Source organism: Niallia sp. Sow4_A1 (genome assembly GCF_052116745.1).
GTDB classification, from domain to species: domain Bacteria; phylum Bacillota; class Bacilli; order Bacillales; family Cytobacillaceae; genus Niallia; species Niallia hominis.
In genome coordinates, this window is record NZ_JBQKKM010000011.1 from 92775 (window position 1) to 118471 (window position 25697).

The 25697-nt window shown below is 33.3% G+C and carries 24 protein-coding genes and 1 other RNA gene; 19 read left to right on the forward strand and 6 right to left on the reverse strand.

Translation table 11 applies throughout. The features are described from left to right. Nucleotides 1-298 precede the first annotated feature (298 nt). The 7 genes from ACTQ5K_RS08580 to ACTQ5K_RS08610 all read left to right on the forward strand — a co-directional run bounded on the left by ACTQ5K_RS08580 (nt 299) and on the right by ACTQ5K_RS08610 (nt 7229). A complete protein-coding gene (locus ACTQ5K_RS08580) occupies nt 299-856 on the forward strand; it encodes a DUF1273 domain-containing protein (RefSeq protein ID WP_031538105.1) in 558 nt (185 codons plus the stop codon). A gap of 75 nt (nt 857-931) precedes the next feature. Then, a complete protein-coding gene (gpsB, locus tag ACTQ5K_RS08585) occupies nt 932-1234 on the forward strand; it encodes a cell division regulator GpsB (RefSeq protein ID WP_031538103.1) in 303 nt (100 codons plus the stop codon). A gap of 108 nt (nt 1235-1342) precedes the next feature. Continuing rightward, an RNA gene (gene rnpB, locus ACTQ5K_RS08590) (RNase P RNA component class B) lies at nt 1343-1724 on the forward strand. A gap of 212 nt (nt 1725-1936) precedes the next feature. Next, on the forward strand, nt 1937-3070 hold the full coding sequence (locus tag ACTQ5K_RS08595) for a THUMP domain-containing class I SAM-dependent RNA methyltransferase (RefSeq protein ID WP_031538100.1): 1134 nt from the start codon (nt 1937-1939) through the stop codon (nt 3068-3070). 101 nt (nt 3071-3171) lie between these two features. Next, nucleotides 3172-3342, forward strand: coding sequence for a hypothetical protein (locus tag ACTQ5K_RS08600; RefSeq protein ID WP_155986757.1), 171 nt, complete (start codon nt 3172-3174; stop codon nt 3340-3342). A gap of 234 nt (nt 3343-3576) precedes the next feature. Next, nucleotides 3577-5490 carry an ATP-dependent DNA helicase gene (locus ACTQ5K_RS08605; protein ID WP_349204398.1) on the forward strand — a complete coding sequence of 638 codons (1914 nt, stop codon included), beginning with the start codon at nt 3577-3579 and terminating at the stop codon, nt 5488-5490. Between the two features lie 215 nt (nt 5491-5705). Further along, nucleotides 5706-7229, forward strand: coding sequence for a carboxypeptidase M32 (locus tag ACTQ5K_RS08610; protein ID WP_031538098.1), 1524 nt, complete (start codon nt 5706-5708; stop codon nt 7227-7229). A gap of 495 nt (nt 7230-7724) precedes the next feature. On the opposite strand, the gene ACTQ5K_RS08615 is transcribed toward ACTQ5K_RS08610, so the two are convergent. Beyond that, nucleotides 7725-8177: a chemotaxis protein CheX gene (locus ACTQ5K_RS08615; RefSeq protein ID WP_031538097.1), complete on the reverse strand. Its 453-nt coding sequence runs from the start codon at nt 8175-8177 to the stop codon at nt 7725-7727. A gap of 631 nt (nt 8178-8808) precedes the next feature. Here ACTQ5K_RS08615 and ACTQ5K_RS08620 point away from each other — a divergent pair. The 3 genes from ACTQ5K_RS08620 to ACTQ5K_RS08630 all read left to right on the forward strand — a co-directional run bounded on the left by ACTQ5K_RS08620 (nt 8809) and on the right by ACTQ5K_RS08630 (nt 14494). After that, the gene (locus tag ACTQ5K_RS08620) at nt 8809-12387 is read left to right on the forward strand and encodes a dynamin family protein (protein WP_349204399.1); all 3579 of its coding nucleotides are present in this window, start codon (nt 8809-8811) and stop codon (nt 12385-12387) included. 39 nt (nt 12388-12426) lie between these two features. Next, entirely contained in the window at nt 12427-13275 is an 849-nt protein-coding gene (locus tag ACTQ5K_RS08625; RefSeq protein WP_349204404.1) for a sulfurtransferase, read from the forward strand. A 346-nt stretch (nt 13276-13621) separates the two neighbouring features. Beyond that, nucleotides 13622-14494: a 5'-3' exonuclease gene (locus ACTQ5K_RS08630; RefSeq protein WP_031538094.1), complete on the forward strand. Its 873-nt coding sequence runs from the start codon at nt 13622-13624 to the stop codon at nt 14492-14494. 357 nt (nt 14495-14851) lie between these two features. On the opposite strand, the gene sspL is transcribed toward ACTQ5K_RS08630, so the two are convergent. Continuing rightward, nucleotides 14852-14989 carry a small, acid-soluble spore protein L gene (gene sspL / locus ACTQ5K_RS08635; protein WP_031538093.1) on the reverse strand — a complete coding sequence of 46 codons (138 nt, stop codon included), beginning with the start codon at nt 14987-14989 and terminating at the stop codon, nt 14852-14854. Between the two features lie 108 nt (nt 14990-15097). Between sspL and ACTQ5K_RS08640 the strand changes: the two genes are divergently transcribed. Next, nucleotides 15098-15577: a divergent PAP2 family protein gene (locus ACTQ5K_RS08640; protein WP_235251625.1), complete on the forward strand. Its 480-nt coding sequence runs from the start codon at nt 15098-15100 to the stop codon at nt 15575-15577. Nucleotides 15578-15759: 182 nt separating this feature from the next. Next, nucleotides 15760-16029 carry a DUF6123 family protein gene (locus tag ACTQ5K_RS08645; RefSeq protein ID WP_349204401.1) on the forward strand — a complete coding sequence of 90 codons (270 nt, stop codon included), beginning with the start codon at nt 15760-15762 and terminating at the stop codon, nt 16027-16029. A gap of 699 nt (nt 16030-16728) precedes the next feature. Here ACTQ5K_RS08645 and ACTQ5K_RS08650 read toward each other — a convergent pair. Both ACTQ5K_RS08650 and ACTQ5K_RS08655 read right to left on the reverse strand, forming a co-directional pair. Further along, on the reverse strand, nt 16729-17661 hold the full coding sequence (locus tag ACTQ5K_RS08650) for a DMT family transporter (protein WP_031538179.1): 933 nt from the start codon (nt 17659-17661) through the stop codon (nt 16729-16731). A gap of 16 nt (nt 17662-17677) precedes the next feature. Continuing rightward, nucleotides 17678-18067 (reverse strand): reverse transcriptase-like protein, encoded by a 390-nt coding sequence (locus tag ACTQ5K_RS08655; RefSeq protein ID WP_235251627.1) that lies wholly within the window; start codon nt 18065-18067, stop codon nt 17678-17680. 351 nt (nt 18068-18418) lie between these two features. Between ACTQ5K_RS08655 and ACTQ5K_RS08660 the strand changes: the two genes are divergently transcribed. Further along, on the forward strand, nt 18419-19078 hold the full coding sequence (locus ACTQ5K_RS08660) for a reverse transcriptase-like protein (RefSeq protein WP_235251628.1): 660 nt from the start codon (nt 18419-18421) through the stop codon (nt 19076-19078). A 30-nt stretch (nt 19079-19108) separates the two neighbouring features. Further along, a complete protein-coding gene (locus tag ACTQ5K_RS08665; RefSeq protein WP_031538176.1) occupies nt 19109-19294 on the forward strand; it encodes a zinc-finger domain-containing protein in 186 nt (61 codons plus the stop codon). Nucleotides 19295-19443: 149 nt separating this feature from the next. Here the strand turns inward: ACTQ5K_RS08665 and cspD are convergent, their stop codons facing one another. Further along, the gene (gene cspD, locus ACTQ5K_RS08670; protein WP_009332654.1) at nt 19444-19644 is read right to left on the reverse strand and encodes a cold-shock protein CspD; all 201 of its coding nucleotides are present in this window, start codon (nt 19642-19644) and stop codon (nt 19444-19446) included. A gap of 397 nt (nt 19645-20041) precedes the next feature. On the opposite strand from cspD, the gene ACTQ5K_RS08675 reads away from it, so the two are divergent. The 5 genes from ACTQ5K_RS08675 to mntR all read left to right on the forward strand — a co-directional run bounded on the left by ACTQ5K_RS08675 (nt 20042) and on the right by mntR (nt 25173). Next, the gene (locus tag ACTQ5K_RS08675) at nt 20042-20329 is read left to right on the forward strand and encodes a hypothetical protein (RefSeq protein ID WP_031538175.1); all 288 of its coding nucleotides are present in this window, start codon (nt 20042-20044) and stop codon (nt 20327-20329) included. A gap of 306 nt (nt 20330-20635) precedes the next feature. Next, nucleotides 20636-20935 carry a hypothetical protein gene (locus ACTQ5K_RS08680; protein WP_349204907.1) on the forward strand — a complete coding sequence of 100 codons (300 nt, stop codon included), beginning with the start codon at nt 20636-20638 and terminating at the stop codon, nt 20933-20935. 2 nt (nt 20936-20937) lie between these two features. Continuing rightward, on the forward strand, nt 20938-21924 hold the full coding sequence (locus tag ACTQ5K_RS08685) for an aromatic acid exporter family protein (protein ID WP_349204908.1): 987 nt from the start codon (nt 20938-20940) through the stop codon (nt 21922-21924). A 332-nt stretch (nt 21925-22256) separates the two neighbouring features. Continuing rightward, a complete protein-coding gene (locus tag ACTQ5K_RS08690; RefSeq protein WP_349204909.1) occupies nt 22257-24407 on the forward strand; it encodes a type IA DNA topoisomerase in 2151 nt (716 codons plus the stop codon). Between the two features lie 340 nt (nt 24408-24747). Then, complete coding sequence (gene mntR, locus ACTQ5K_RS08695) at nt 24748-25173, forward strand: transcriptional regulator MntR (RefSeq protein ID WP_031538171.1); 426 nt, start codon at nt 24748-24750, stop codon at nt 25171-25173. A gap of 80 nt (nt 25174-25253) precedes the next feature. Here the strand turns inward: mntR and ACTQ5K_RS08700 are convergent, their stop codons facing one another. Then, nucleotides 25254-25466 carry a DUF3892 domain-containing protein gene (locus tag ACTQ5K_RS08700; RefSeq protein WP_031538170.1) on the reverse strand — a complete coding sequence of 71 codons (213 nt, stop codon included), beginning with the start codon at nt 25464-25466 and terminating at the stop codon, nt 25254-25256. Between the last annotated feature and the right edge of the window lie 231 nt (nt 25467-25697).

A 25697-nucleotide genomic window follows, 5' to 3' on the forward strand; every position in this document is an offset into this window, starting at 1 on the left:
TAAGAGTAGTGGCGGAAGGAAGGTGGGAAGATTATTAGTCAAAAAGAAAAGAATGATTCCCGTAAATATCAGTAGGGGAGAAAAAAGATAACATTGCCTGGAAAAATCCTTTTTTCATCACGATTATTTTCGATCATTTTATCGAATACTTAACATATAATGAAATCAGCAAGCAAAGAAGCAGAGCTAAAAACGGTGTTCTTCTTCTTTTAGGAGGTATAAATTCTTTATGGGAAAAACTATTTATGATATATTTTAAAGTAATAATGGTTAATACGAAGGAGTTACTTGTACAATTATGAAAATAGCCGTCATTTCTGGCTATAAGCCTTTTGAGATAGGAATATTTAAACGAGACGAACTAGCTGTAGAATACATAAAATTAGCAATTAGGAAAAACCTGCAAATAATGCTGGAAGAAGGACTTGAATGGGTATTAATTAGTGGTCAACTTGGTACAGAGCTCTGGGCTGCTGAAGTTGTTTATGATTTGCAAATGGAAGAATATCCTGATTTAAAACTAGGAATTATTACTCCATTTCTTGGACAGGAACAAAATTGGAAAGAAATAAATAAAGAATGGTATGAAGAAATTATGATTCAGGCTGATTTCGTTGATTCAGTATCCAAGAAAGCATATGAAAATCCACAGCAATTAAGAGATAAGAATGTATTTTTACTGAAAAAAAGTGATGCTCTTCTTCTGTTTTATGATGAGGAGAACCCTGGTAGTCCCAAATATTTGTACGAATTGGCTAAAATGTATCAGGAAAAAAACACCTTTGAAATTCGTAAAATCCAGTTTTCAGATTTACAAGATATTGTGGAAGAAGTAAGATTTAATGAAGAGTATTAGTAGAATTAATTGACAAAATGGCGTATTTTTGAAAAAATATTGAGATAAATGGTAATCGACTGAGGTGAGCGATAAATGCTATCAGATAAAATGAAATTAACAGCAAAAGATATTTTGGAAAAAGAGTTCAAAACTAGTGTAAGAGGATATAAGCCGGAAGAAGTAGATAAGTTTTTAGATTTAATTATTAAAGATTATGAAACATTGCATCAAGAAATTGAAGAGCTTCAACAAGAAAATTTACGCTTAAAAAAGCAAGTGGAGGATGCTAGTCGCAGACAACCACCTCCAACTACAGCAGGCACAACTAACTTTGATATTTTAAAAAGATTATCTAATTTAGAAAAGCATGTGTTTGGTAGTAAGCTTTACGATTGAGTTACATTTACTAAATGCAGGTCATGCTGCATAATAGATTAAGAATTACCTATAATAACCATTGCAATGCTTTGGTAAAACCACTATAATAGCTATTGTATCAATAAAACGCTTTGGTAATCGCTGCAAACTTAGTTTGTAGAGGAAAGTCCATGCTCGCACAGGCTGCGATGCTTGTAGTGTTCGTGCCTAGTTAAAAAATAAGCTAGGGCAGCATATTTATGTTGACGGCAGGGAAAATGCCTAAGTCTTAGGATATGGCATGAATACCTTGAAAGTGCCACAGTGACGTAGCCTTGTCAGAAATGACAAGGGTGGAACGAGGTAAACCCCGCGAGCGAGAAACCCAAATTATGGTAGGGGAACTTTCTCTGAGGAAATGAACGGATGAGAAGGACAGAAATTATATTTCTGTAGATAGATGATTACCGCCTTTGTACGAGATGTTAAAGTCGTATGAGTACAGAGGAACAGAACATGGCTTATAAAGCGTTTATGTTGATTAATGATGAGAATGAAGATAAAATCACAAGGGTGACACGGAGATTAGTGTCTGATAAACTGTTAGCGTTTTGGCTTAAAACAGTATGTCATGCATTTAATCTGGTCATCCTTTTTATATGGACTATTTCTTGTATCAAAATAAAAGTAAAAATAAACAACATACATAAGATGAAATTATAGTGAAATGAAGGAGATAATATGCGAAACTTTGAATTAATAGCAACAGCTGCTATGGGGCTTGAAGCAGTAGTTGCGAAAGAAGTACGAGAGTTAGGGTATGAATGTACAGTAGATAATGGGAAAGTATTATTTAAAGGCGATGAAACCGCAATTGCAAGAGCAAATATGTGGCTTCGTACAGCAGATCGTGTAAAAATTAAAGTGGCCGAATTTAAGGCAACTACATTTGATGAACTTTTTGAAAAGACGAAAGCGATTCGTTGGGAGGATTATTTACCTGTTCATGCTCAATTCCCTGTTTCAGGTAAATCAGTAAAATCAAAACTTTTCAGTGTATCGGATTGTCAAGCAATCGTTAAAAAGGCTATCGTTAATCGTATAAGCTCACATTATAAAAAAACTGGCTGGCTAGAGGAAAACGGAGCTTTATTTAAAATAGAAGTAGCAATCCTTAAGGATATTGTTACATTAACAATGGATACTTCAGGTCAAGGTCTTCATAAACGAGGTTATCGAGCTGATCAAGGGGAAGCACCACTAAAAGAAACCCTAGCTGCAGCTTTAATTTCACTAACAAATTGGACAGCAGATCGACCATTCGTAGACCCTTTTTGTGGATCTGGAACGATTCCTATTGAAGCTGCTTTAATTGGACAAAATATCGCACCAGGTTTTAATCGTGACTTTATTTCAGAAAGTTGGGATTGGATGCCAGCTAAAGTATGGGAGGATGTCCGTACAGAGGCAGAGGATACTGCCAAATATGACCAGCCACTTGAAATCTTTGGATCAGATATTGATCATCGCATGATTAAAATAGCTCAAGAAAATGCATTTGAGGCAGGACTAGGAGATTTAATTACTTTTAAACAAATGCAAGTAAAAGACTTTACCACAATGAAAGAAAATGGTGTTATTGTGGGGAATCCGCCGTATGGAGAACGATTAGGGGATAAGCCATCTGTTCAAAAAATGTATCAAGAAATGGGACAGGCTTTTGCTCCACTTGAAACATGGTCTATTTATATGCTAACAAGTGATGAAGCGTTTGAAACACACTACGGCAGAAAAGCAACAAAGAAACGTAAACTATTCAATGGTTTTATCAGAACAGATTATTACCAGTATTGGGGAAAGCGAAAAAGAGATTAACAAATTAAAATTCCTTTAACAGATTAACTGTATTCGATGAGTATATTTTTTTTGTATCCGTATATATTTATTCTATACGTATTTTTCTGGAGGGAATATTTATGAACGATAATACAGTAGACTATACAAAAATTATGGATGCATTGAATTCTTCTATCGATCTTATGGCTGGAGAAGGAGTTGCAGACGAAAGCGTGATTCAAAAGCTGTCTAACGCCCAACAAATAGTTCACCAAGCAATGTCTTATTCCTTGTCTAGAGATAGGGGCTGAAGGAGAAATGGTGCTCTGAAGGTTCTTCTTTTCTGATTTTTTTACTTTAGAACAAATTAAAAATGCCATAAATGTTTGAGAGGGTGCCAAATTATTTTAAGGCAACCCTCTTTTCACTCGAATATTAGTTATAAATTGTCTATGATAAGGATTCGTTATGAAATAAATAAGGATAATTTTATATATAGCAAAGAGAGAAAAAAGGAAGTCAATTCGTAAAGTCGGAGGGGTATCATGCAAAATAGCATGCCATTTGAAGTAGCAAAAACAGAATCATTTTATGAAAAATTGGGAGAATGGATTGGTGACGTCTTTTATGACATTCTTCCAGAAGCAGGATATGAATTACGTGATGAACAGGTTTATATGGCTTATCAATTAGAAAAAGCATTTAAAGATAAAAAAACGATTTTTGCAGAAGCAGGTGTCGGTACTGGAAAAACATTTGTCTATTTATTATACAGCATTTGTTATGCTCGATATGTAAACAAGCCTGCAATTATTGCTTGTTCAGATGAAACATTAATCGAACAGCTTGTGAAAAAAGAAGGCGATATTGCCAAGCTAGAGCAAGCTCTTGGATTAAATATTGATGTGCGATTGGCAAAATCCCGCAACCAGTATTTATGCTTAACAAAATTGGATCAAAAAATCACTTTTGAAGATACTTATAATTCTATTTATGACAGTCTTCCTGAATTCGTTCACGGAACAGGTTCTATGCAATCCTTTGCTCCTTATGGGGATAGAAAGGATTACCCAGATCTAAATGATAAGGATTGGGAAGGTGTGGCATGGGATTCCATGCAAGATTGTTTTACATGTGATAAACGCCACCGTTGTGGACAGACATTACACAGGGATTATTATCGTAATGCCAAGGATTTAATCATATGTTCCCATGATTTTTATATGGAACATATTTGGACAAAAGAATCGAGAAAAAGAGAAGGGCAGCTTCCATTACTGCCTGATAGTGCGTGCGTAGTTTTTGATGAAGGTCACTTACTAGAATATGCAGCACAAAATGCGTTAACCTATCGTTTAACAGAACAAAATTTGGAAAATCTATTAACTAGATTGATGGCAAATGATGTGCGTGAAAAAACATTAAATATTATTGAAGAAACAATCTATCAGAATGAGCAGTTTTTTAGAGAGTTAACAGATGCTTCCTTTAAAGCAGAAGGCTCTGAAAAACAAGAAATTAAAAAAACAGACAAAGTAATGCGAGCAGGAAGAAAATTAGCAGGATATATTTCGGAATTAGAGGAAGAGCTTGTGTTCGAAAGCGAAATGTATGTTATTAATGAGTATGACTTAAAAGTTGTTGAGGAGTATTTAGAACAGATATCTCATTCTTTAAGCTTATTTTTGAAGGAAATGAATGGAATTACATGGTTTGAAGAAATGAATGAGGAAAGAACGCTTGTAATTATGCCAAGACTTGTTCAAGACATTATGCAAGAGGAAGTATTTAGCCAACAAAAACCAATTATTTTTTCATCTGCAACATTGTCTGAAAACAAATCATTTGAATATATGGCCAGAAGTATCGGAGCATCTGATTATCTTTCTTTTTCTGTTGATTCTCCATTTGATTACGATGAGCAGATGAATGTTCATATTAAGTCATTTGAGAAAGAAATGAATATGGAAAAACAGGAATATTGTTATGAAGAGTTGATAAAAGCAGAGGGACGCTCATTGGTTCTTTTTAATAGCAAAGAAGATTTGGCTAGTTTTAAGGAAAATCTACCAAAGGACTTTTCGCTTCCAATCTATTTCGAAGGAGAAAGAGAAATCAGTACGCTTGTTTCTAACTTCCAAAATGAGGAAGAATCCATCCTTTGTGCTGTGAATTTATGGGAAGGGTTAGATGTGCCAGGTAGATCTCTAGAAAATGTGTTTATCTATTCCTTGCCATTTCCTCCAAATGATCCAGTGTATAAAAGTAAACGAGAAAATGTCGGAAATCCATTTTTAGAAGTGGATTTACCTTATATGATTTTAAGACTACGTCAAGGCATTGGTCGTTTAATACGTACACATGAAGATAAGGGCTCCATTCATTTATGTATGGATAGCGATGAAACAGAGTTCGTACAAAATGCTGTATTAAAGGCATTGCCTGTAACACCAAATTAAGCAATTAATCATAAATGTCTCATTAGTCATTCTATTAGTGTGTCTTAAAAATAGGACACATAGTTGCTTGTTGCAGCTCAGAATGAACGAATGAGGCATTTTTTTCAAAATAAGCGAGTACATTTTTTTTACTTACTCCAATATCATAATATATCTAGTTTTCCAACAGGTATGTTATGATAAAAGAATACTAAAATGGAAAAGAGGAGAGTATATTGTCTATTAATATAAAAGAGATGGAAACAAAATTTTTGGAGTATGTGAAGAAGATAGGAGCATACAATGAAGCGCTCGCTCTAATTTATTGGGATTTACGTACAGGTGCTCCAAAAAAGGGAGTCAATCAACGAACAGAAGTAATCGGAGTGTTATCTTCTGAATTATTCGAATTATCAACTTCTGAACAATTAGAATCCTATCTTACTGTTCTATCTGAAGAGATCGTTCAAGAGGAATTATCCCCGATTACAAGAAAGACAGTAGAAGAAATGAAAAAGGATTTTGATCGCAATAAAAAAATTCCAGCTCAAGAATACAAGGAATATGTTATGCTTCAATCAAAAGCAGAAAGTGTTTGGGAAGAAGCGAAGGAGAAAGCAGACTTTGCACTTTTTCAGCCGTATTTAGAAAAACTAGTAGAAATGAACAAGAAATTTATCGAGTATTGGGGACATACAAACAATAAATATGATGTTTTATTAGATATGTATGAGCCTGGTATGACAGTCGCTATATTGGATGAAGTCTTTTCTAATGTGAGAGAGAAAATAGTGCCTTTAGTACATAAAATTGCAGAATCAAGTCATAAACCATCTACAGAGTTCTTATATGAGCGATTTTCGAAAGAAGATCAAGAAGCATTTAGTTTGGAAGTGTTGAAGCAAGTAGGATATGACTTTGATGCTGGACGTTTAGATCAAACCGTTCATCCATTTGCTACAGGGATCAATCCGGGTGATGTTCGTATAACGACGAAATATGATGAGTCAGACTTTAGAGTAGCTGTATTTGGAACAATTCATGAAGTTGGTCACGCTTTATATGAACAAAATATTTCCAAAGATTTAATCGGAACTCCTTTATGTTCGGGAACTTCGATGGGAATTCATGAATCTCAATCACTATTTTATGAGAATTTTGTCGGAAGAAATTTATCCTTCTGGAAACATAATTATGAAACACTAAAATCCCATACAAACGGTCAGTTTGATCAAGTTTCTGTCGAAGATTTTTATCGTGCGATCAATGAATCGAAGCCTTCTTTAATTAGAATTGAAGCAGATGAACTAACCTATCCGCTACATATCATGATTCGTTATGAAATAGAGAAAGGTTTATTTGATGGTGATATACAAGTGAAGGATTTACCAAAGATTTGGAATGAGAAATATCAGTCCTATTTAGGAGTGGTTCCTGAAAATGATGGGGAAGGGGTTCTTCAAGATGTACATTGGGCCGGAGGAAGCTTTGGTTATTTCCCTTCCTATGCACTTGGTTATATGTATGCAGCGCAACTAAAACAGGTAATGCAAAAAGACCTTCCTGAATTCGATAATTTATTAGAACAAGGACAATTACTGCCTATAAAAGAATGGCTTAATGAAAAAATTCATCGCTACGGAAAAATGAAAAAACCACTTGAAATATTGAAAGATGTTACTGGAGAGGGCCTAAATGCTCAATATCTAATTGATTATCTTTACACTAAATATAGTGACGTATATCAGTTAGAGCAATAATCAACACTTATTGACTGAACGATGATGAAGCGAGGGTAATTTTAAAGGGCTCCCTATATTACAGCAGTATTGCAATTCAATCGATTATAACAAATCGGTTAATCTTTTCTAGTTTCGGCACATATTCCATGAATGATAAATATACTAATATATGTTTATAAAGAAGTGGGTGTGATAAATATGGAGAATTATTATTGTAGTCACTGCCTGACCATCTATAATGAAAAGACAATTTGCAAATGCTGTGGGCAAAAGGTGGAGAATAAAATTAAAATCGAAGTACAAAGTCATACAGATAATAAGAAAATAATGTAGAGGAAAATATGATGAAAAAATCATTTTTTTGATTGAGTTAATTCTGCATGTTAAATCAGTTGAATTCCCTAACCAAATGGGTGAGAAAGTAAAATCTTAAACGGGGAAAAATTCAGCGGAAAGTAGAATTGTTCAGCTTCAATCAATGTGGATAGATAAAACATTGATTGAAGTTGAACTTTATATTTCTAAAATAAGAACAATGGTTAATTGGCCAATGTTTTGGAGCGAAATAGGCAAGCTAAGTGCTTTTTCAAAACCAGATAACTTTGTTTCACCTGCTAAAACGGTAGGTGGTGTTATATCTATATCAATTCCATTTTGAGACACAAATGTAGATAAATTACCAGCAATCATATTCCCTAATTCACCAGAGAATGATTCAAGCATAGCCCCTTCCAAAAACATACCAAACATGGATTCGCCTAGCTTACCAAAAACTTGGTTATCCCCATCTATAATGATTCTGCCACGAAAATCTCCAGTTAATCCAATTAATACCCCTAAAGATTTTAAAACAAATGGTGAGACAGTTACAGATGGCCTCTCAATTTGTAGTTCACAGGGAATAACACCTTTTACAGCTTCAATTGTTCCGTTTAAAATTTCAGTTGTACTTTTAGTTAATGACACACACTATTCCCCCATCCTCTAGATAAAAACATCTTATCATAAAATAGACCTATTTTGTTTATATTTTTTTGAGAAAATAGGATATACCACATGGTACATTTTTCCTAAACTACTTGTTTTATATGGATTTCCCTTGCTAAAAGGACAGAAAAATAAAACTATTTTTCTTATTGAAAATGATTTTCATTGATGATAATATGTAATTGAGATAGAAAATTATTCTCATTAAGGAAATGAGGTGTAACGAATGATAGCTTTTCCTATTGGCTTAACGGTTATCGGTTATTTATTTGTTATGAAGTATGTTTTAAACCATACAACCAAAGCAACAGATATTAAATAATAGTTTTACATATGATGATGAATGAAATACTGCTTTTTCTTGTCACCCTTGCCTACCTACATAGGGATTGGCTAACAAGAGAAAGCAGTTTTTTTCATTTCTCTAATATCAGTAAGACGTTATTTGAGAATGCGGAGAAGAGAGTTTGGTGAGTAACTGTCCCTAAAGGTAACACATGGTAAGATTCACTTTTTTTAGGTCGCTTTCAATTTTCAGTTAATTTTACTTTATTGTTATGTGGAAAATAGTTAAAATAAAAGAAATACATAGATGAAAAGGAGTTTATCCATGCTTTCAACGAATACAGACACCTTACATAAATGGACAGCGTTTTATCAATATTTTTTGGCACATAGTGATCAACAAACTGCGCAAAGATTGAAAGAACTAATTAAAAAAGCAACTAGACAAGAATTTATTGCAACTTTTTGTGGACATTATTCTGCTGGAAAATCAAGCATGATTAATAAACTTGTTGGTACAAAGGTTTTACCAACAAGCCCCATTCCGACAACGGCTAATATTTTTCGCGTGAAGAAAGGAAGCAAACAGTTAAAAGTTTCATATTGCACGAACCAAGCAGATGTTTATAAAGAGGTTCTTGATATAAAAGGCGTTTTACAGGCAACAGAAAGAGTGGATGAAATAAAAGAATTAGAAGTCCAATTGGATACGGAACTCCTTTTAGAGAATGCTATTTTAATGGATACCCCAGGAATTGATAGTACAGATCAAGCCCACCAATTAGCAACGGAATCTAGCATTCATCTCGCAGATATTATTTTCTATGTCGTTGATTATAATCATGTACAGTCCGAAATAAATTTTGATTTTACGAAACAGCTAGTTGATTCAGGCAAAAAATTTGTGTTAATCGTTAATCAAATGGATAAACATCGAGAAGAAGAAATTTCATTTCAACATTTTAAACAAAGTGTTTCTGACTCCTTTTTGTCATATGGAATTAAGCCAGAAAAAATTTTCTTTACTACCTTAATCGAAACGAATTTTTTCTATCAAGGGTTGAAAGAGTTAAAGTGTTATATTGTTGAAAAAATGAAAGAAAAAGAGTTCATTCTTCCTATTTCAATGGATGAATCCTTTCAAAAGCTATATAAAGATCATCATGCCTTTATCGAAACAAAGTATGCTGAAAGAATCGCTCCTATAGATGAGGAGTTAGCAGGTTTAACGGAGGAAGAATATCATTCATTAGAATCAACCTTAAGTACAATAAAAAAAGAACTTCAAACAATAGATGAGGAAGAAAGCGAAACAGTAGTATCTTTAGAAAACGAGTGGCATTCGATTATTAAAAATGCGTATATTATGCCATTCAATCTTCGTGAATTAGCCAAGTCATATTTGGAAACAGAACAGAAAAATTTTAAAATAGGATTATTTGGCAGCAAAAACAAAACAAAAAAAGAAAGAGAGGAAAGACTACTTGCTTTTTACACAGAGCTCGAAAAGCTTGTTCAAATACAATTAATAACGCCATTATCGCAGTTTTTTGAGAAACACGGTAAGTCAGAGTATTTTCCGAAAATTAAAGGGCTTGCTTCTATTTTACATAGGCATAGGTTAAAAGAGTTAGTAAATAAGGATGCGCAGCTTTCTGAAAACTATGTTCTGGTATATTGTGAGACTGTTGAAAATGATTTGAAACAGTCTTTTAGGAAAGAAATCACGACACTATTTACTCAATGGAAAGAAGAGCGCCAGCGACAATTACATACGGAAAAAGAAGAGCGTAGGAAAGAACAGAAAATCTGGCAAGGATTTGTAGACTGTAAGCTAAAAAAGGAAGAGCTAGAGACTAAATGGCAAGACTGGAGAGAGAACCTAAAGCATCTCTTTGTCACACAATCAGTTGATGAGAGTCTATTGCAAAGATTACTAGATTCAGATAAAGAAGAAATTACTTACCAAACATTATCATCCATAAACGCAAGAGCCGTAGACAAGAAAAGAAATCTGACTGAGGATATTAAACGAGAAGAAAGAAATGAATTTGATACAGATTTACTAATTAAACAATTACGTTTTTTAAGTAATAACCTGCAACAGGTAAAGGGATTTACACATATAGCAAAGAATTTGCTTACTAAAGCCGCCAATATTGAAAATCGAACATATACTATTTGCTTATTTGGTGCTTTTAGTGCAGGGAAGTCTTCCTTTGCCAATGCCTTACTAGATTATCCGATTTTGCCCGTTTCGCCCAATCCAACTACGGCAACAATAAATCGAATTTTGCCAATAGATAAAGACCATCCACATAAAACGGTGATTGTTAAATGGAAAACAGAGTCAGAAATGCTTACAGAGATAAATGACTATTTACAGTTAGTGAAGGAAGAGGCAAGTACATTAGAATCAGCGCAAAATTTGATAAAAAAGCTAGCTGCTAAACCTGTAGAAAGATATGCGAATGAATTTCGCTATCTGCAAGCTTTTGTAAAAGGATATTCTGCCCATCGTGATCAATTGGGCAGCGAGATTAATGTTGGATTAGAAGCGCTTTCGAATTTTGTTGCAGTAGAAGAAACCTCTTGTTTTGTGGCTTCGATAGATGTTTATTTTGATTGTAGTATTACTAGAAAAGGAATTACGCTCGTTGATACGCCAGGGGGAGACTCAATTAACAGCAGACATACGGAGTTAAGCTTTGAATTTATGAAAAAAGCAGATTGTATTTTTTATGTCAGCTACTATAATCACGCATTTTCCAAAGCTGATCGTGCTTTTTTAGTACAGCTTGGAAGATTAAAGGATGCTTTTGAAAAGGATAAAATATTTTTTGTCATTAATGCAATAGATTTAGCGAAGGATGAAGAAGAGCAAGAAGCTGTAGAGGAGTATTTACAAGAGCAACTGCAATTATATGGTATACGTTCTCCACGAATTCTTCCTGTTTCTAGTCTTTATTATAAGCATGAAATTTACGGGAAATGGATGGGAAGAGCAGAGGCTAAAATGTATGAATTTATTGAATATGAATGGCTAGCAATGATGCTCCAATCTGCTAAAAAAGAATATGAAGGGACAATTGAACTTTTAAAGCAGCTAGTTAAATCTGCTTTTGCAAAAAAGGAAGAAGCGGAACAAGAGCTTTCTCGGATGGAGGAAGAAAAACGGAATATACTCTTACAATTTGAAACAATAACGTTTCAAGATAGATTAGCGAAATTTAAAATGGAAGTTGAAGAACAGCTTTTTTATTTAAAGCAAAGAATCATGTTTCGATTACAGGAATTAATAAAGGAAGCCTATCATCCATCCATTTTACGAGGGGATAATAAGAAAAGAGAAATTTCCCTTGCTACTGCTTCTTTTTTAATACAGTTGAATTTTGAATTTGAACAAGAATTGCGGGCAGTAAATGTAAGACTGGACCAAATATTTTATAAACAAAGAAAAGAAGGCTATCAAGAAATTCAGCATTCCATTCAGTCCATTAATGGCGAAATCCGTTTGCAAGAAGAAATGGAAAATGCAATTGATACAAAATTAACTTACCATACTCCTTTCAAACAACTAGATAATGCGCTTAATAAAATTGGAACAAAATATTACAAAAATCCCAAAAGTTTTTTTGAGAATAATGAACGAAAGAATATGGGAATAGAATTAGAACAATTAGTGGATGAGCACGGGAATATTTTTATTAAGGAGCAAATTCACTCCTTCTTTACTTTTTATAAAGAGTTATTTGAACAGCATTTTGATACACTGCTTGATAATTTACAAGAACAAGTGGGCGAATATTATGATGGGAAAACGGCACTATTAACAGAGCATGAGAATTTAGATAAACTTGAGTGGATTATTAAGGAATCAACAAGATTTTCCGCTATTGATTAATGGTTAACAGGGATAACAAGAGGAGGAATAAAGATGGAAATCGTAAAAAGTGTTGATTGGCTAAAGGAAAATTTTGAACAAGATTCTGTTAGAATTATTGATTGTCGCTTTGATTTAAAAAATCCTGACGCTGGCACCGAATGGTATATAGAAGGTCATATCCCAAATAGCGTTTATTTTCACTTAGATAAAGATCTCTCCAATCCAGTAAGTGAACACGGGGGCAGACATCCATTACCAGCCATAGAAGAATTTGTTTCTAAACTTGAAAATATAGGTGTTGGTAAAGAAACTATCGTCATTGCCTACGATAATGGGGAGGGGGCGTTTTCCGGGAGACTTTGGTGGTTATTAAACTATATCGGACATTCCCATACATATATTTTGGATGGCGGCTATAAAGAATGGGTAAAAAAGGATTTTCCAATTTCAAAGGATGTCCCGACTTTTACAAAGAGTACTTTCTCTCCTGAAATTCAAACACATATGATTGCTACTTATGAGGAAGTGTCAGCACAAGTAAGAGCAAAAGAGGAATATAAGGTACTTATTGATTCCAGAGAACACATACGGTATATAGGAGAGATAGAACCGATTGATAAGAAACGTGGACATATACCTGGAGCAATAAACTTTGTATGGACAGATGGATTAAAAAATGGCTTCTTTTTGTCGACTAATGAGCAAAGAGAAAGGTTTTCCTCATTAGACCCCAGAAATGAATATATTGTTTATTGTGGCTCTGGCATAACTGCTACTCCTAATTATATTTCCTTAAAAATGGCTGGAATAGACAATGTAAAGCTTTATCCTGGAAGTTTCAGTGATTGGATTTCTTATGAAGAAAATCCAATTGAGACCTGTTTGTCTAACAAGATAGAAGAATGAAACAATGCATTCTATTTTTAGGAGAGGCAGTAAGTTTAGAGTTTACAAAAGTAGAGGCAAATATAGATGGCATGAGAAGGAAGTACAGTGTAGTTTTGAACTTAGCTTAAAATAAGTGGGTTAGGAACAGGAAACTAATGGGGAATTTTAGTTCTCTGTTTTTTTCTTTAGAAGATAATTATTTTTCAGACTTCGTTTTACAACAAACTTACGATCAGGTTAAATTCCAACTAATAAAAAGGGAGAAGAAAAAGCTACCAGCCAAAACTATTTTAGAATCTGTTATAATAAACGAATGGAAATAAAGGAGAGATGCGATTTGAATAATGACAAACAGACAAACCTGATGCTCGTAGATGGGATGGCGCTATTATTTCGTGCTTTTTTTGCTACAGCTGTTACAGGTCAATATATGGTTAACTCAAAAGGAATTCCAACAAATGCAATTCATGGTTTTGTAAAACATTTTTTTACGGCAATTGAACATTTTAACCCTTCACATGTTGCGGTTTGCTGGGATATGGGAAGTACTACATTTAGAACAGAAATGTACCCTTCCTATAAAGCAAATCGTCAAGACGCCCCTGTTGAATTAATTCCACAATTTGATTTGGTAAAAGAAGTTGTAGAAAGCTTTAATGTTCCAAATATAGGGATAACTGGATTTGAAGCTGACGATTGTATCGGTACAATTGCGAAACAAATGAAAGGTGAAGCAAATGTTACCATCTTAACAGGAGATCAGGATATTCTGCAATTACTGGATGATCATATTTCTGTTGCGTTATTAAAAAAAGGATATGGTAACTATATGGTTTATACACCAGCAAATTTTCAAGAAGAAAAAGGGATTACTCCAAAGCAAATGATCGATCTAAAGGGATTAATGGGAGATACAAGTGATAACTATCCTGGCGTAAAGGGGATAGGTGAGAAAACTGCCTTAAAGCTTCTCCAAGTTCATCAGAATATAGAAGGGATTTTAGCTAATTTATCGTTGCTTACAAAGGGTCAGCGTACGAAAATTGAAACAGACCTCGAAATGCTCCATTTAAGCAGACAATTAGCAGAGATTAAATGCGACGTTCCAGTAAGTTGCATGCTAGAAGATAGCTATTTAAATATCAATCCTGCTACCGCAATGAAGAAATTTGAGGAATTAGAATTTAAAAGATTTCATCATTATGTAGAAAAGAAAGAAGAGCTCACCTTATTTTAAGAAATGGTTTTTTATATATTACGCAAAATTTGCATTGGAATACGAAACTAGAAGGATAAACGCCTAGATATCTCAGAGACTGAAACAAATATGCTAACAAAAGTTAAACCCAACCGATTCAAACGAAATGCTTATTTAAAAGTTTCGTATAATCGTTTGGGTTTTTATTTGTATTTATCATGTTTAACTTCATTAGATGTGGGTAGAGTTGAAAATTCTTTAGAATAAATATACAAAAGGATAGATACTTTTGCCCAATTCATGAAAGAAATCAATCAAGATAAAGACTGAATAATACAAGTTGGCTGGAGCTTTTTTTAAAGCCCCAGCTAAATAGCGAAAATTAATGAAATATCATTATTTTGTATTCTTCTTTTTCGCGGCATTTTCTAATTTGCTTTTTGGAGCTGGCGTTATATCAGCGTCTTGACCGTACCCTTGTGGATTAACCCCGCCAGCAGCTTTTCCTCTATTCGTATGGTTTTTATTACTCATATCAATCACCTCTTAAAGTCATAGTGGAAATAAAAATCAATTTTAGTATGAGCAAATAAGAATAATATCATCCGTAAATAAAGAGACTATTTGAAAGAGGTGATTGATATGAATAAGGGCATATATGTTGCCTTAATAAGCATTGGAATGGCTCAATTTTTAAAAATCCCCATTCATTTTTTTAAAACAAAAAAGTGGGATAAAGGCTTATTTTTTCAAACAGGAGGGATGCCAAGCTCCCACTCAGCAGGTGTTTCTTCTCTAACAACTTTTATTGCATTAAAACGAGGTTTACCAACTATTGATTTTGCGTTATCGCTTATATTCGGATTAATTGTCATGTATGATGCACAGGGAATTCGAAGACAGACAGGAGAATTAACGTTAAAGGTAAATGATTTAGGAGAGCTAGTAGATAAAATTAATACAGATAAGAATATTGCCTTTAAAGAGCAACAACCAAAAAAACTAAAGGAAATGCTAGGCCACCAGCCACAAGAGGTATTTGGAGGTGCTTTATTAGGTGTTTGTATAGGTTTCTTAGGACATTTATGTACGAAGAAGAAAAAAACCATTATACGCCGTTAACAATTGATAGAGGGGCAAGCCCATTTTGCTTCTCTATCTTTTTTTTGCAAAGTTATCGAAGAAAATAGAAAAATTGTGACAATGGTCATTTAAAATGCAAAATAAGTGTTGAAAAAGCTAGAAATATGTCGTGATATAAAGTAACATGTAGGTAAAAGGATAGAGGGGAATGTACACAAAGTTTGAAAACAGTAGAGGAGTATTTGCTTTTTTTAGATGGGAAAGGCTTTTCCTTCGGTGACGATGCAATAGGTTTTATATATTTTGGCAAAGCATATACAAATGCTACAGATGAGCTTGTAATAACAGCAATTGAATGTACTTTAAAAATACAAAAGAGATTTGATGGCAGCTTTTTTGTTTCTTTGCTTGAGATGTTTATGGACAATGAACTGAAAACAAAAAAAGAAGTAATCAGCTTTATAAAAAGAAATCATTTATTTCCACTTTAATGTATTTACATAGAGTGGTTTTTTGTTTTTTCTAAAGAGGCAGTGACATAAGTATTTCAACCAAACAATAAACACGAACTATAATGCGATTAACTTACATTATAGTTCGTGTTTATTTTTTAGATAAAGGTTTAAAAACGAAGTGGAATGGAGCGGAGGACGCTCGACTCCTGCGGGAAATAGAGACGCTTTAGACCCCGCAGCGCAGCGAGGAGGGCACTGAAAAAGTCTAGTTCTCCAAATAAAATGAGGTTTTATTTATTTGAAAGCGAATAATAAGTTGGTTTGGAGAGGTGTCCGCTCGACTCCTACGGGAGATGCGAGAAAGTCCGAGACCCTGCAGGAGCGTGAGCTGTGAAGCGGCTCGGCGCTCGCCCCCGGTGAGTCGAGCGGTAAGCCTCGGAAAACAAAAGCCTACACTATGTTAGAATGGTTTGGTAACTACCGATTCACCAGGTAATTCACTTTTTCAGTGGCCACGCAGCGAGGAGGCTCAGCTTCCTCCCCGGCGCATCGTGCGTCTGTAGCGCAATGGAACGACTTAATTTTTACACTTAACTAGATTTAAAAACATAGATAACGTAGCTTTATTTAAGAGCTGAATTGAAGATTGTTCGTCTTTAAAGATTAGTTATTTAGTTTTGTCCCAGCCTCTTCATTAATGTGGAGAGGTACAGTAAATCTAAGGACATGATTTAATTATTTCTCAATAAAGCTACCCCGTTTAAATGCTGCAAGCAGTGTTTTCCTCGGTAATTCGGAAAAAACCATTCCTAATAAAATCAGCATACAACCAATCGTAGCACTAGCTGTTAACTGTTCATTATTAAATAGGTATGCAGTCATTGCTGCAAATACTGGTTCAGTTGCAAAAATCAACGCAACCCTAGTAGAATTGGTATATTTTTGTAAGCTTGTTTGGATTATAAATGCAACAGCAGTAGCAAGGATAGCAGTTATGAGTAAAGCAATTATTACTTCTTTGTGAAAAAGGATATTCACTTTAAAATTAGCTTTTGGATTTTCAAATAAAAAGCTACCAATAAACCCAAGAATTGAAACTGTCAAAAGTTGCATAATTGTTAATAATAATGTGGGATATTGTTTGCTATATTTTCCTGTTAAGATGATTTGCAATGCAAAGCCTATCGCACAAATAAATACAAAAAAGTCACCAATATTAAAAGAAAATACATTGCTTATCGTTAGGAGATAGAGGCCAATTGTTGCAATAATAACACCAATAATATGGTTGATCAATAAAGCTTGTTTCATAAAAAGATACATAAATAAAGGAACAAGCACAACACTTAGTCCAGTTATAAAACCTGCTTTCGAGCTAGTAGTATAGACAAGCCCAATTGTTTGAAAAGCATAGCCGATAAATAAACAAATACCTAAAATAATTCCGGCTTTTAAACAATGTATATTTATTTGCTTCAGTTGGGAAGGCTTAAATAGAAGTAACCATAGAAATAAAAAAAGAGCAGCTAGGAAAAAGCGAATTCCATTAAAGATAAGTGGTTGTAAAAAAGCTATTGCATTTTGAACGATTACAAAGGTCGAACCCCATATTAGAGCAACAAATAAAAGGGATAAATCTGCAAATCTTTGGGAAGTAAGTATTTTCAACGGATGATTCCTTTCCTTAATTATTTTTTCTAATGGCAAGTCTTGCTAATTCATCGGCTGTTTTATTATCATTACTTGGAATCCATTTAATAAAAAATAAATCCAATTCTCTTATAAGCTTTAAGGCTTGATCAAGGAGAGGAGCATATTTTTTATTTTTAGCGAATTCCTTTTCAACAGCTCGACTTACTAATTCAGAATCTGTACGAAAGCTCACTGTGCGATAGTTTTGATTAATGCAGATTTCTAAAGCTTTAATGAGTGCATAATATTCTGCTTCATGATTACTCATTAACCCAAGTGGGAAGGAGTATCTTTCTGCAGAACCATGCCCTTTTATAAAAATGCCAGCGCCACTAGGACCAGGATTTCCAGCACTGGCGCCATCAATATAAACTTCAATCATTTTGATACCTCCTGAAATTTTGATATGATTAATCAATGACTGTACTAGTTATTTTACATTTAGTTTTCATACAAAACGTAATAGCTGTATATATATCATTAAATATGTAACCTAGTTAATAAATAGTAGATAGGCTCCTATTGATGAATTGAAAAATGATATAATGACAAGCAAGGGTTACTGTAAAAAGTACAATGTATAAATGAAACGATGTAAAATATTATAAATGAAAAAAAGTTGTGATGGTAATGTTTTTTATAATTTCTTTAGGAGTAGCTTTTTATCCAACTACTAAGCAATAAGACCTCGAAGCTTCGAAAGTTACTTTACTTATAGAAAGGTTGTACCGTTATGAAATACAAATTGGAATATACATTTCAGATGAAGAAAAAGAAGGAAGGTATTCATTTTACTTCTGATTGGATCCAATCAGCTCTTGCTCTTGAAATGGGGGAAGAACTGGAGAAACGAAATGATACAAAGGATCTAATTTTTTATGATGAAAAAGGAACAAGCTGGACTTTAAAGGAATTACGAAAATTGAATGAAGAAATGGAAGAGGAGCCACATGATTTTACGGTATATTTTGATGGCGGCTACCACAAGGAAACAAAAACAGCAGGAATCGGTGTTGTTCTTTTCTTTCAGCAGGGCAAAAAGAAATTTAGAGTTCGGGCAAATGAACTATTTCATGATATTCTTTCTAATAATGAAGCAGAATACGCAGCTCTATTTCACGCTTTAAATCTTTTGGAGGAACTAGAGGTAAGGGATGTTACTTGTGAAGTAAAAGGGGATTCACAAGTAGTATTGAAGCAATTAGAAGGCGAATGGCCATGCTATGAAGAGGACTTAAATAGATGGCTTGATCGAATTGAAGCTAAAATAAAAAAATTACATTTAAATATGATATATACTTCTATTGGAAGAAATGAAAATAAAGAAGCGGATAAGCTTGCAACGCAAAGCCTAGAAGGAAAGCGTATCTATAGTAAAATGCAATTGATTTAATGATCGTTATAAATAAAGGAGGGGTGGAGCTTGGAACGAAAGAAACTGATTGAAGAAGCAGATGAGTTAATGAAAGATTATTGCAAAGATTGTTTTTTATATCGACAAAATAAATTAGAGTTAGGAAAAAGAGGAGCTCACCGCTTCTGTATTTCGCAGTGTACGGTGGGATATAAGCTAAAGGAATACGGGGAAAAGTTATCTGGTGCGAAGTAGGGGGGGAACATACTTCCACCTTTTTCTCTTATATTAAGATTCGAAAAGAACTAGTTGTATTAATAAGGGCAAAAATAAAGGGGACTTCTCAAGAAGAAAACTTCTAGAAAAATCCCCTGACTACTATTATTAATATATTTGTTTATTAATTATAGTTTAACAACATTAGCAGCTTGAGGTCCGCGGTTTCCTTCAACGATTTCGAAAGAAACTTCTTGTCCTTCTTCTAATGACTTGAAACCTTCGCCTTGAATAGCAGTGAAATGTACGAATACATCGTCTCCACCTTCAACTTCGATAAATCCAAATCCTTTTTCGTTATTGAACCATTTTACTTTACCGTTTTGCATATTAAATTTCCTCCTAAGCCTTTCAAGACACATGATTGGTGCCTATAAAATAAATATTTTCATAGAACAAAATAATAATAGAAAATAATTATTCTGAATTTTGTTAAATGATGTCTATAATATACACGATAACCTATATGTAGTCAAGGTTTCTAAGCGTTTTTTCTGAAAACTTCACCGAAATTTTGAAAAGGCTTACTTGGTTGAAAACAGATAGAAAACGGATACAATAAACCGGGAATATTATTAATAGTTTCTTCAAGTGTGAGACCTTTCCTTTTTCATCAATTTATATCATTTCTTGACTTTGATAAAATATTTCATAAATAATCATTTTCAACATATGATGAAGTAGCAGTTTTATTTTTAAAGGAAATAGAATAAGAAGGTGGCTATAATGTATCGATTTTCGATTGAAAATGAAAATTGGATTTTGCGATTTACACCGAATACTGTATTAGAGGATGGCAGCAAGGAGGCAGTTGTAAAAAGCATTCTTCAATTAGGGAATGTGTTACCCACTTTTTCACATGGGGAGTCCTTTGTCATTATGGTTAAAAAAATCGGCTTAATCGTATTCAATGTAGAAAAGATCCCATCTCTTATTTTAACTGTATCGAATATTATTGAAAAAGAAAATTGGTATATCCAAACAGACAGTAAGATAAAAAAGTATTTTATGTGAACTAGCTAACCAGCTAGTTTATTTATTTTATCATGTGATTGAAGGTGAATTTTGATATAACAGACTTGATTCCGCTTTCATTTCTTAACGTGAAAAAACGAATACTAGTGGGATTTTCTATGGATTTTTTTTTGCAAAAATTTCCTATGAAAAAATGAAAAAATAATTCTCGAACTTATTGAATTATAAGGCAAAATGTGTTTTTATTAACATGATTACAATAATTAAGTAAAGTTTATTTTTGGATAAAAATAAACGAATGTCATTAGGTAAAAAACTATAAATAAAAAGGGAAGATTTATTAAAATGATTGAAACGATTGTAAAGAGCAGTCAAAGTCCGTATTATGAAATATCCAGAGAAGATCAGATGATACTTAGCCCGTTTGAAGGAACTGTAAATGAAATTCTAATGAAAGAAAAAGCTTATTTTTATGAGTGGGAAACGATTTTAACTATTAGAACTTTAGCAGGGGAAATAAAAGATGTAAGTGTTCCTTTTAGTGGATCTGTTGTGGAATTATTAGTAAAGCCTGGTGATAAAATTGCCATAAATACGAGGCTAGCTTCTTTACAGGATGATTTACTAGTTACTGGTTGTGATTAATTATGCAAATGCAAAGAGCTTTGCAAAAATTAAAAAAGTATAAAATTGGTTATCGTACATTTAAAACAGCAGTGGCAGTTAGCATAGGTATATCTATTGCTCAGTTTTTCCACTTAGATTTCTATGTATCTTCTGCGATAATAACAATCCTGTGTGTACAAAATTCCAAAAAGAAATCACTTCATAGTGCCTTTTCGCGTTTTATTGCATGTATGCTTGCTATTCCATTTTCGTATATTTTCTTTGAGGGAATTGCTTTTGAGCCCTATATTATTGGGCTGTTACTATTATTATTTATCCCAACAACGGTTTTATTGAAGGTAAATGAAGGTGTAGTAACAAGTACGGTTATTATTCTTCATATTTATTCTACCAATCAAATGTCGTGGCAGGTTGTATTTAATGAGTTAGGCTTAATTATAATTGGAATTGGTGCAGCATTACTTGTTAATAGTTATATGCCAAGTCTCGATAAAGAAATGAAAGTACATCAAAAAGATATCGAGCAATACTTTAAAGCTCTTTTGATGGATATGGTTGTGTATCTTCGCACAAAGGAAATGAAAGAAGATTTTGCATTAAAGTTTAAACAAGCATCTGATGAAGTGCAATTTGCTAAATCCGTTGCATATCGTGATGTCGAAAATCATTTTTCTAGAAAAGAAAATTATTATTATAAATATTTTACGATTAGAGAAAAGCAACTAGAAATCATTTCTAGGCTATTTGATCGGATTATAACTGTCGAAACGCTTGATAATCAAAGAGAGCTTGTAGCTGACTTTTTAGAAGAACTGAGTTTATGTGTCCATTCAGGTAATACAGCTGTACTGTTTTTAAGTAAGCTTCAGCGACTAGAGGAAATGATTAAACACGATAAACTACCGAATGATTGGCGTTCTTTTGAGGAACAAGCACATGTCTTTTTTGTCTTAAAAGAATTAGAACAGTATTTACAAATAAAAAAATCTTTAAAGGTAGCCTATTAACATTATGCTCCTTCTAAAACTTTATAATGGACGGGGACTCTAATACAGTTATGGTCTCCGTCTAATTAATTTAGTATAGCATGAAAAAAACAATAATGAGCGTAATTTGATAGCTCAGCATTCCCCCACACCATTATCTTCTTTTTAATTCTCTTCGTTGTAAAAGGTAAGAAAAATGAATATATATAATGAAGTCAATAAAAATTTCTAAATTACTCCATTTGCATTTTTATAAATTTACCCCTTTCTATACATTTCTCTTTTTTGCGATTATAATGTTATCTTGTATAAAAAATATTAATGAATGTAAGAAATGAAAAAAGGTGATATAGATGAAATTAATATTGGCGGAAAAACCATCTGTATCGAAAAATATTGCAGATGCATTAAAAATAAAAAATAGACAAGATGGCTATTTTGAAGGAAATGGCTATATTGTTACATGGGCATTCGGACATTTATTGCAATTAAATGATGCAAAAGATTATGATGAAAAAATGGCTACGTGGAAACTAGAAAACTTTCCTTTTATCCCAAGTAAGTTTCAATATAAAGTGAAGTCAGATTCTAAAAATAAAGATAAGCCAGATCGTGGCGCCGAAAAACAGCTTAAAATCATCCACAGACTGATGAAAAGATCAGATGTAGATACAATTATTTCCGCATGTGACTATGATCGAGAAGGACAGCTTATTGGGGATAGTATTATTTATAATTTAAGAACCGAAAAGGAAGTTTATCGTTTATTATTGAATGAATGGACGCCTAAAGAAGTATTAAATGGATTAGAAAACCTTCGTTCCAACAATGAACTGCGTCCCTTACAAGATGCAGGTGTTAGCAGACAATGGGCAGATTGGCTAATCGGGATTAACTTAACATCTGTTGCCACTTTAAAATATCAAAAGGGCAAAGGGAAGGCTTTAAATATCGGAAGAGTCTTACTACCTACGCTTAAGATCATTTATGATCGTGATAAAGAAATTGAAACCTTTGTTCCAGAAAATTATTATAAACTACAAGCAACCTTTTTAACGGAAAACGGAAGCAGTTATTTAGGTGCTTATATAGAAAATAGGGAAGAAAAGTTTAAGTCGGAACAATATTTAAAAGAGTTAGAGGAACAAATTAACGGGAAAACCGCAATTATAGCAGATAAAAAGGTGCAGAAGAAAAAGGAATATCCACCGTTTTTATTTAATCTTTCTAATCTTCAAGGCTATATAACTAGTAAATATAAAGGTTGGACAGCAGATAAAGTATTGAAGGTAGCACAAAGTCTGTATGAAAAAAAATATATAACGTATCCGAGAACAGCAAGCATTGCTTTAGAAGAAAGCCTTATTTCGAAAACGGAAAAAGTAGTAAATCTTCTTGCGGCAGATTTACCATTTAAAGAGGAAGTTAAATTTTTTCCATCCAAAAGAATTTTCGATAATAAAAAAGTAGAGAGTCATAGTGCAATTATTCCTACGTATGTATTGCCTAAACGATTAAGCCAAGAGGAACAACAAGTATATGAGGCGATAAAAAATCGTTTATTAATGCAGTTTATGCCAGTTGCTGAGGTAGAAGAGACAAAAATCATTACAAGTATAAATCTTCTAGAACTTAAAGGTAGCTTTATAACGAAAGGTAAGGTTCAATTAGTAGAAGGCTGGAAAAAGATAGAGAAAATTCAATCGAAAGATGTTATGCTTCCAATGGTACAAGTAGGAGAAGAGGTTTTCACTAGCGATGCAGTAACAACAACTCATACTACCCAGCCTCCAAAAGAGCATACGGAAAAGACATTACTAAGGCTGATGGAAACATGCGGAAAAAATTTTGATGCGGAAAATGAAGAAGATGTTTTAACCATCTTAAGTGGTTTTAGTATAGGAACGCCAGCAACACGTGCAGAAACAATAAAGAAGCTTAAGGATATAGGGTATATTGAGGCAAAAAATAAGAACTTAGTCTGCACTGATTTAGGAAGAAGAATAGTTGATACATTCCCCATTAAAGATCTATTTAATTTAGATTTTACTGGGAAACTAGAAAAAGATCTATATGATATGGAAAAAGGGCAATTTAGCAAAAAGCAATTTTTGCAAATGATCAGTAACTTCACATCAAGCGCAGTGGAAACGATAAAAAACGAAGCAGATGTCATTATCCAAGAAGTAACATATGCTAAACAAACGACAGAAGTGTTGGGGAAATGTCCTGTTTGTGGACATTCTGTAGTGGAAGGAAAAAAAGGATTTGGCTGCAGTAATTGGAAGAATGGTTGTAAATTCGTCATTTGGAAGAATGATAAATTTCTTGCAACTATGAAGAAAAAACCGACGAAAACAATGGTTAAACATTTACTGAAAAATGGTAAAGCTCCTGTTAAAGGTTTAGTGAGTAAAAAAGGGAATAAATTTGATGCAATGATGAAATATGAGAAGAATCAAGATAATGAATATTTTAGTTGGAAAATGGAATTCCCAGAATAGATTTTCCTCGAATTATCTCAGTAATACTATAGGTGAATAAAGCAATTTTTATCCTATTAGTGGAAGCAAGACAGCTATATAAAAAATCTAACGTTTGAAAGAATCTTGTTTCCCCTTTTTTTTTATAGTAAAATGCTAAAGAAATGTTCTTTTAATCCATGCCTTTTTTAAAGGCTATTTCTTTCCACTAAAATTGCTTTATATTTGTTCGATAAAAGTTTTTGATATTCAAATAGTGGGAGTCCTTTTTTAATGGGCAGTACATACATAGATAAAAACGCAAATAAATATTTTCGAATAGAATAGAAAAAGGAGAAATCCTGGTAAAGGAGGGGTTGAATTGCCGACACCTAGTATGGAAGACTATATTGAACGCATTTACAACCTAATTGAAGATAAAGGATATGCAAGAGTATCAGATATTGCGGAAGGCTTATCTGTACATCCCTCCTCTGTGACAAAAATGGTTCAGAAATTGGATAAGGATGAATATCTTGTTTATGAAAAATATAGAGGCTTGGTTTTAACACCAAAAGGAAAAAAAATCGGTAAACGCTTAGTATACAGACATGAACTCTTAGAGCAATTACTTAGAATTATCGGAGTAAAAGAAGAGAATATTTATGAAGATGTGGAAGGAATAGAGCATCATTTAAGCTGGGATTCTATTGATCGAATTGGTGATTTAGTTCAATTTTTTGAGGAAAATCCAGAGTATACGAAAGTATTAAAAATAATTCAGCAAAAAAATGATTCGCTAGAATAAAGAAAGGGTAATTCTCTCTAGGTATATGCTAAAGCAGCATGATGCCGACAGAGAATTGCCCTTATTTTTTTTGAAAGCAGTTAAAAGATAGATGGATAATTGTCAAAGCTATCTATAATGGAAAAAGATAAATCCTCTTCCTCTTGTACATTTTCAGTGATTTCTACCCCCTCTATAACACCTGTTTCAATATCCATCAATGCTTTACGATAAGAAATAACTCTTCCGTTTGAAGTTTTAAAACTAATAATGTCTCCCATATAATTTCTTTCAACAGCGATAATTTTTTCCATTCTACTTTGCTCCTAAATAGATAAATCTTATCCTTCTACTAAACAATAGTATTTACAAATGTAAGGGGAATTATCATACTTTATTTTACATTTACAGTAGTAAATATATTTATTTCTACCCACTAGTGTTGCGTAAATAGTGTCATAATTTTCAGTTTAATTGTTTACTCTACTTAGAGCCAAAAAAGTAATTACCTTTCTAAAGGCGGCTCCTGTCCATTTGGAAATTTA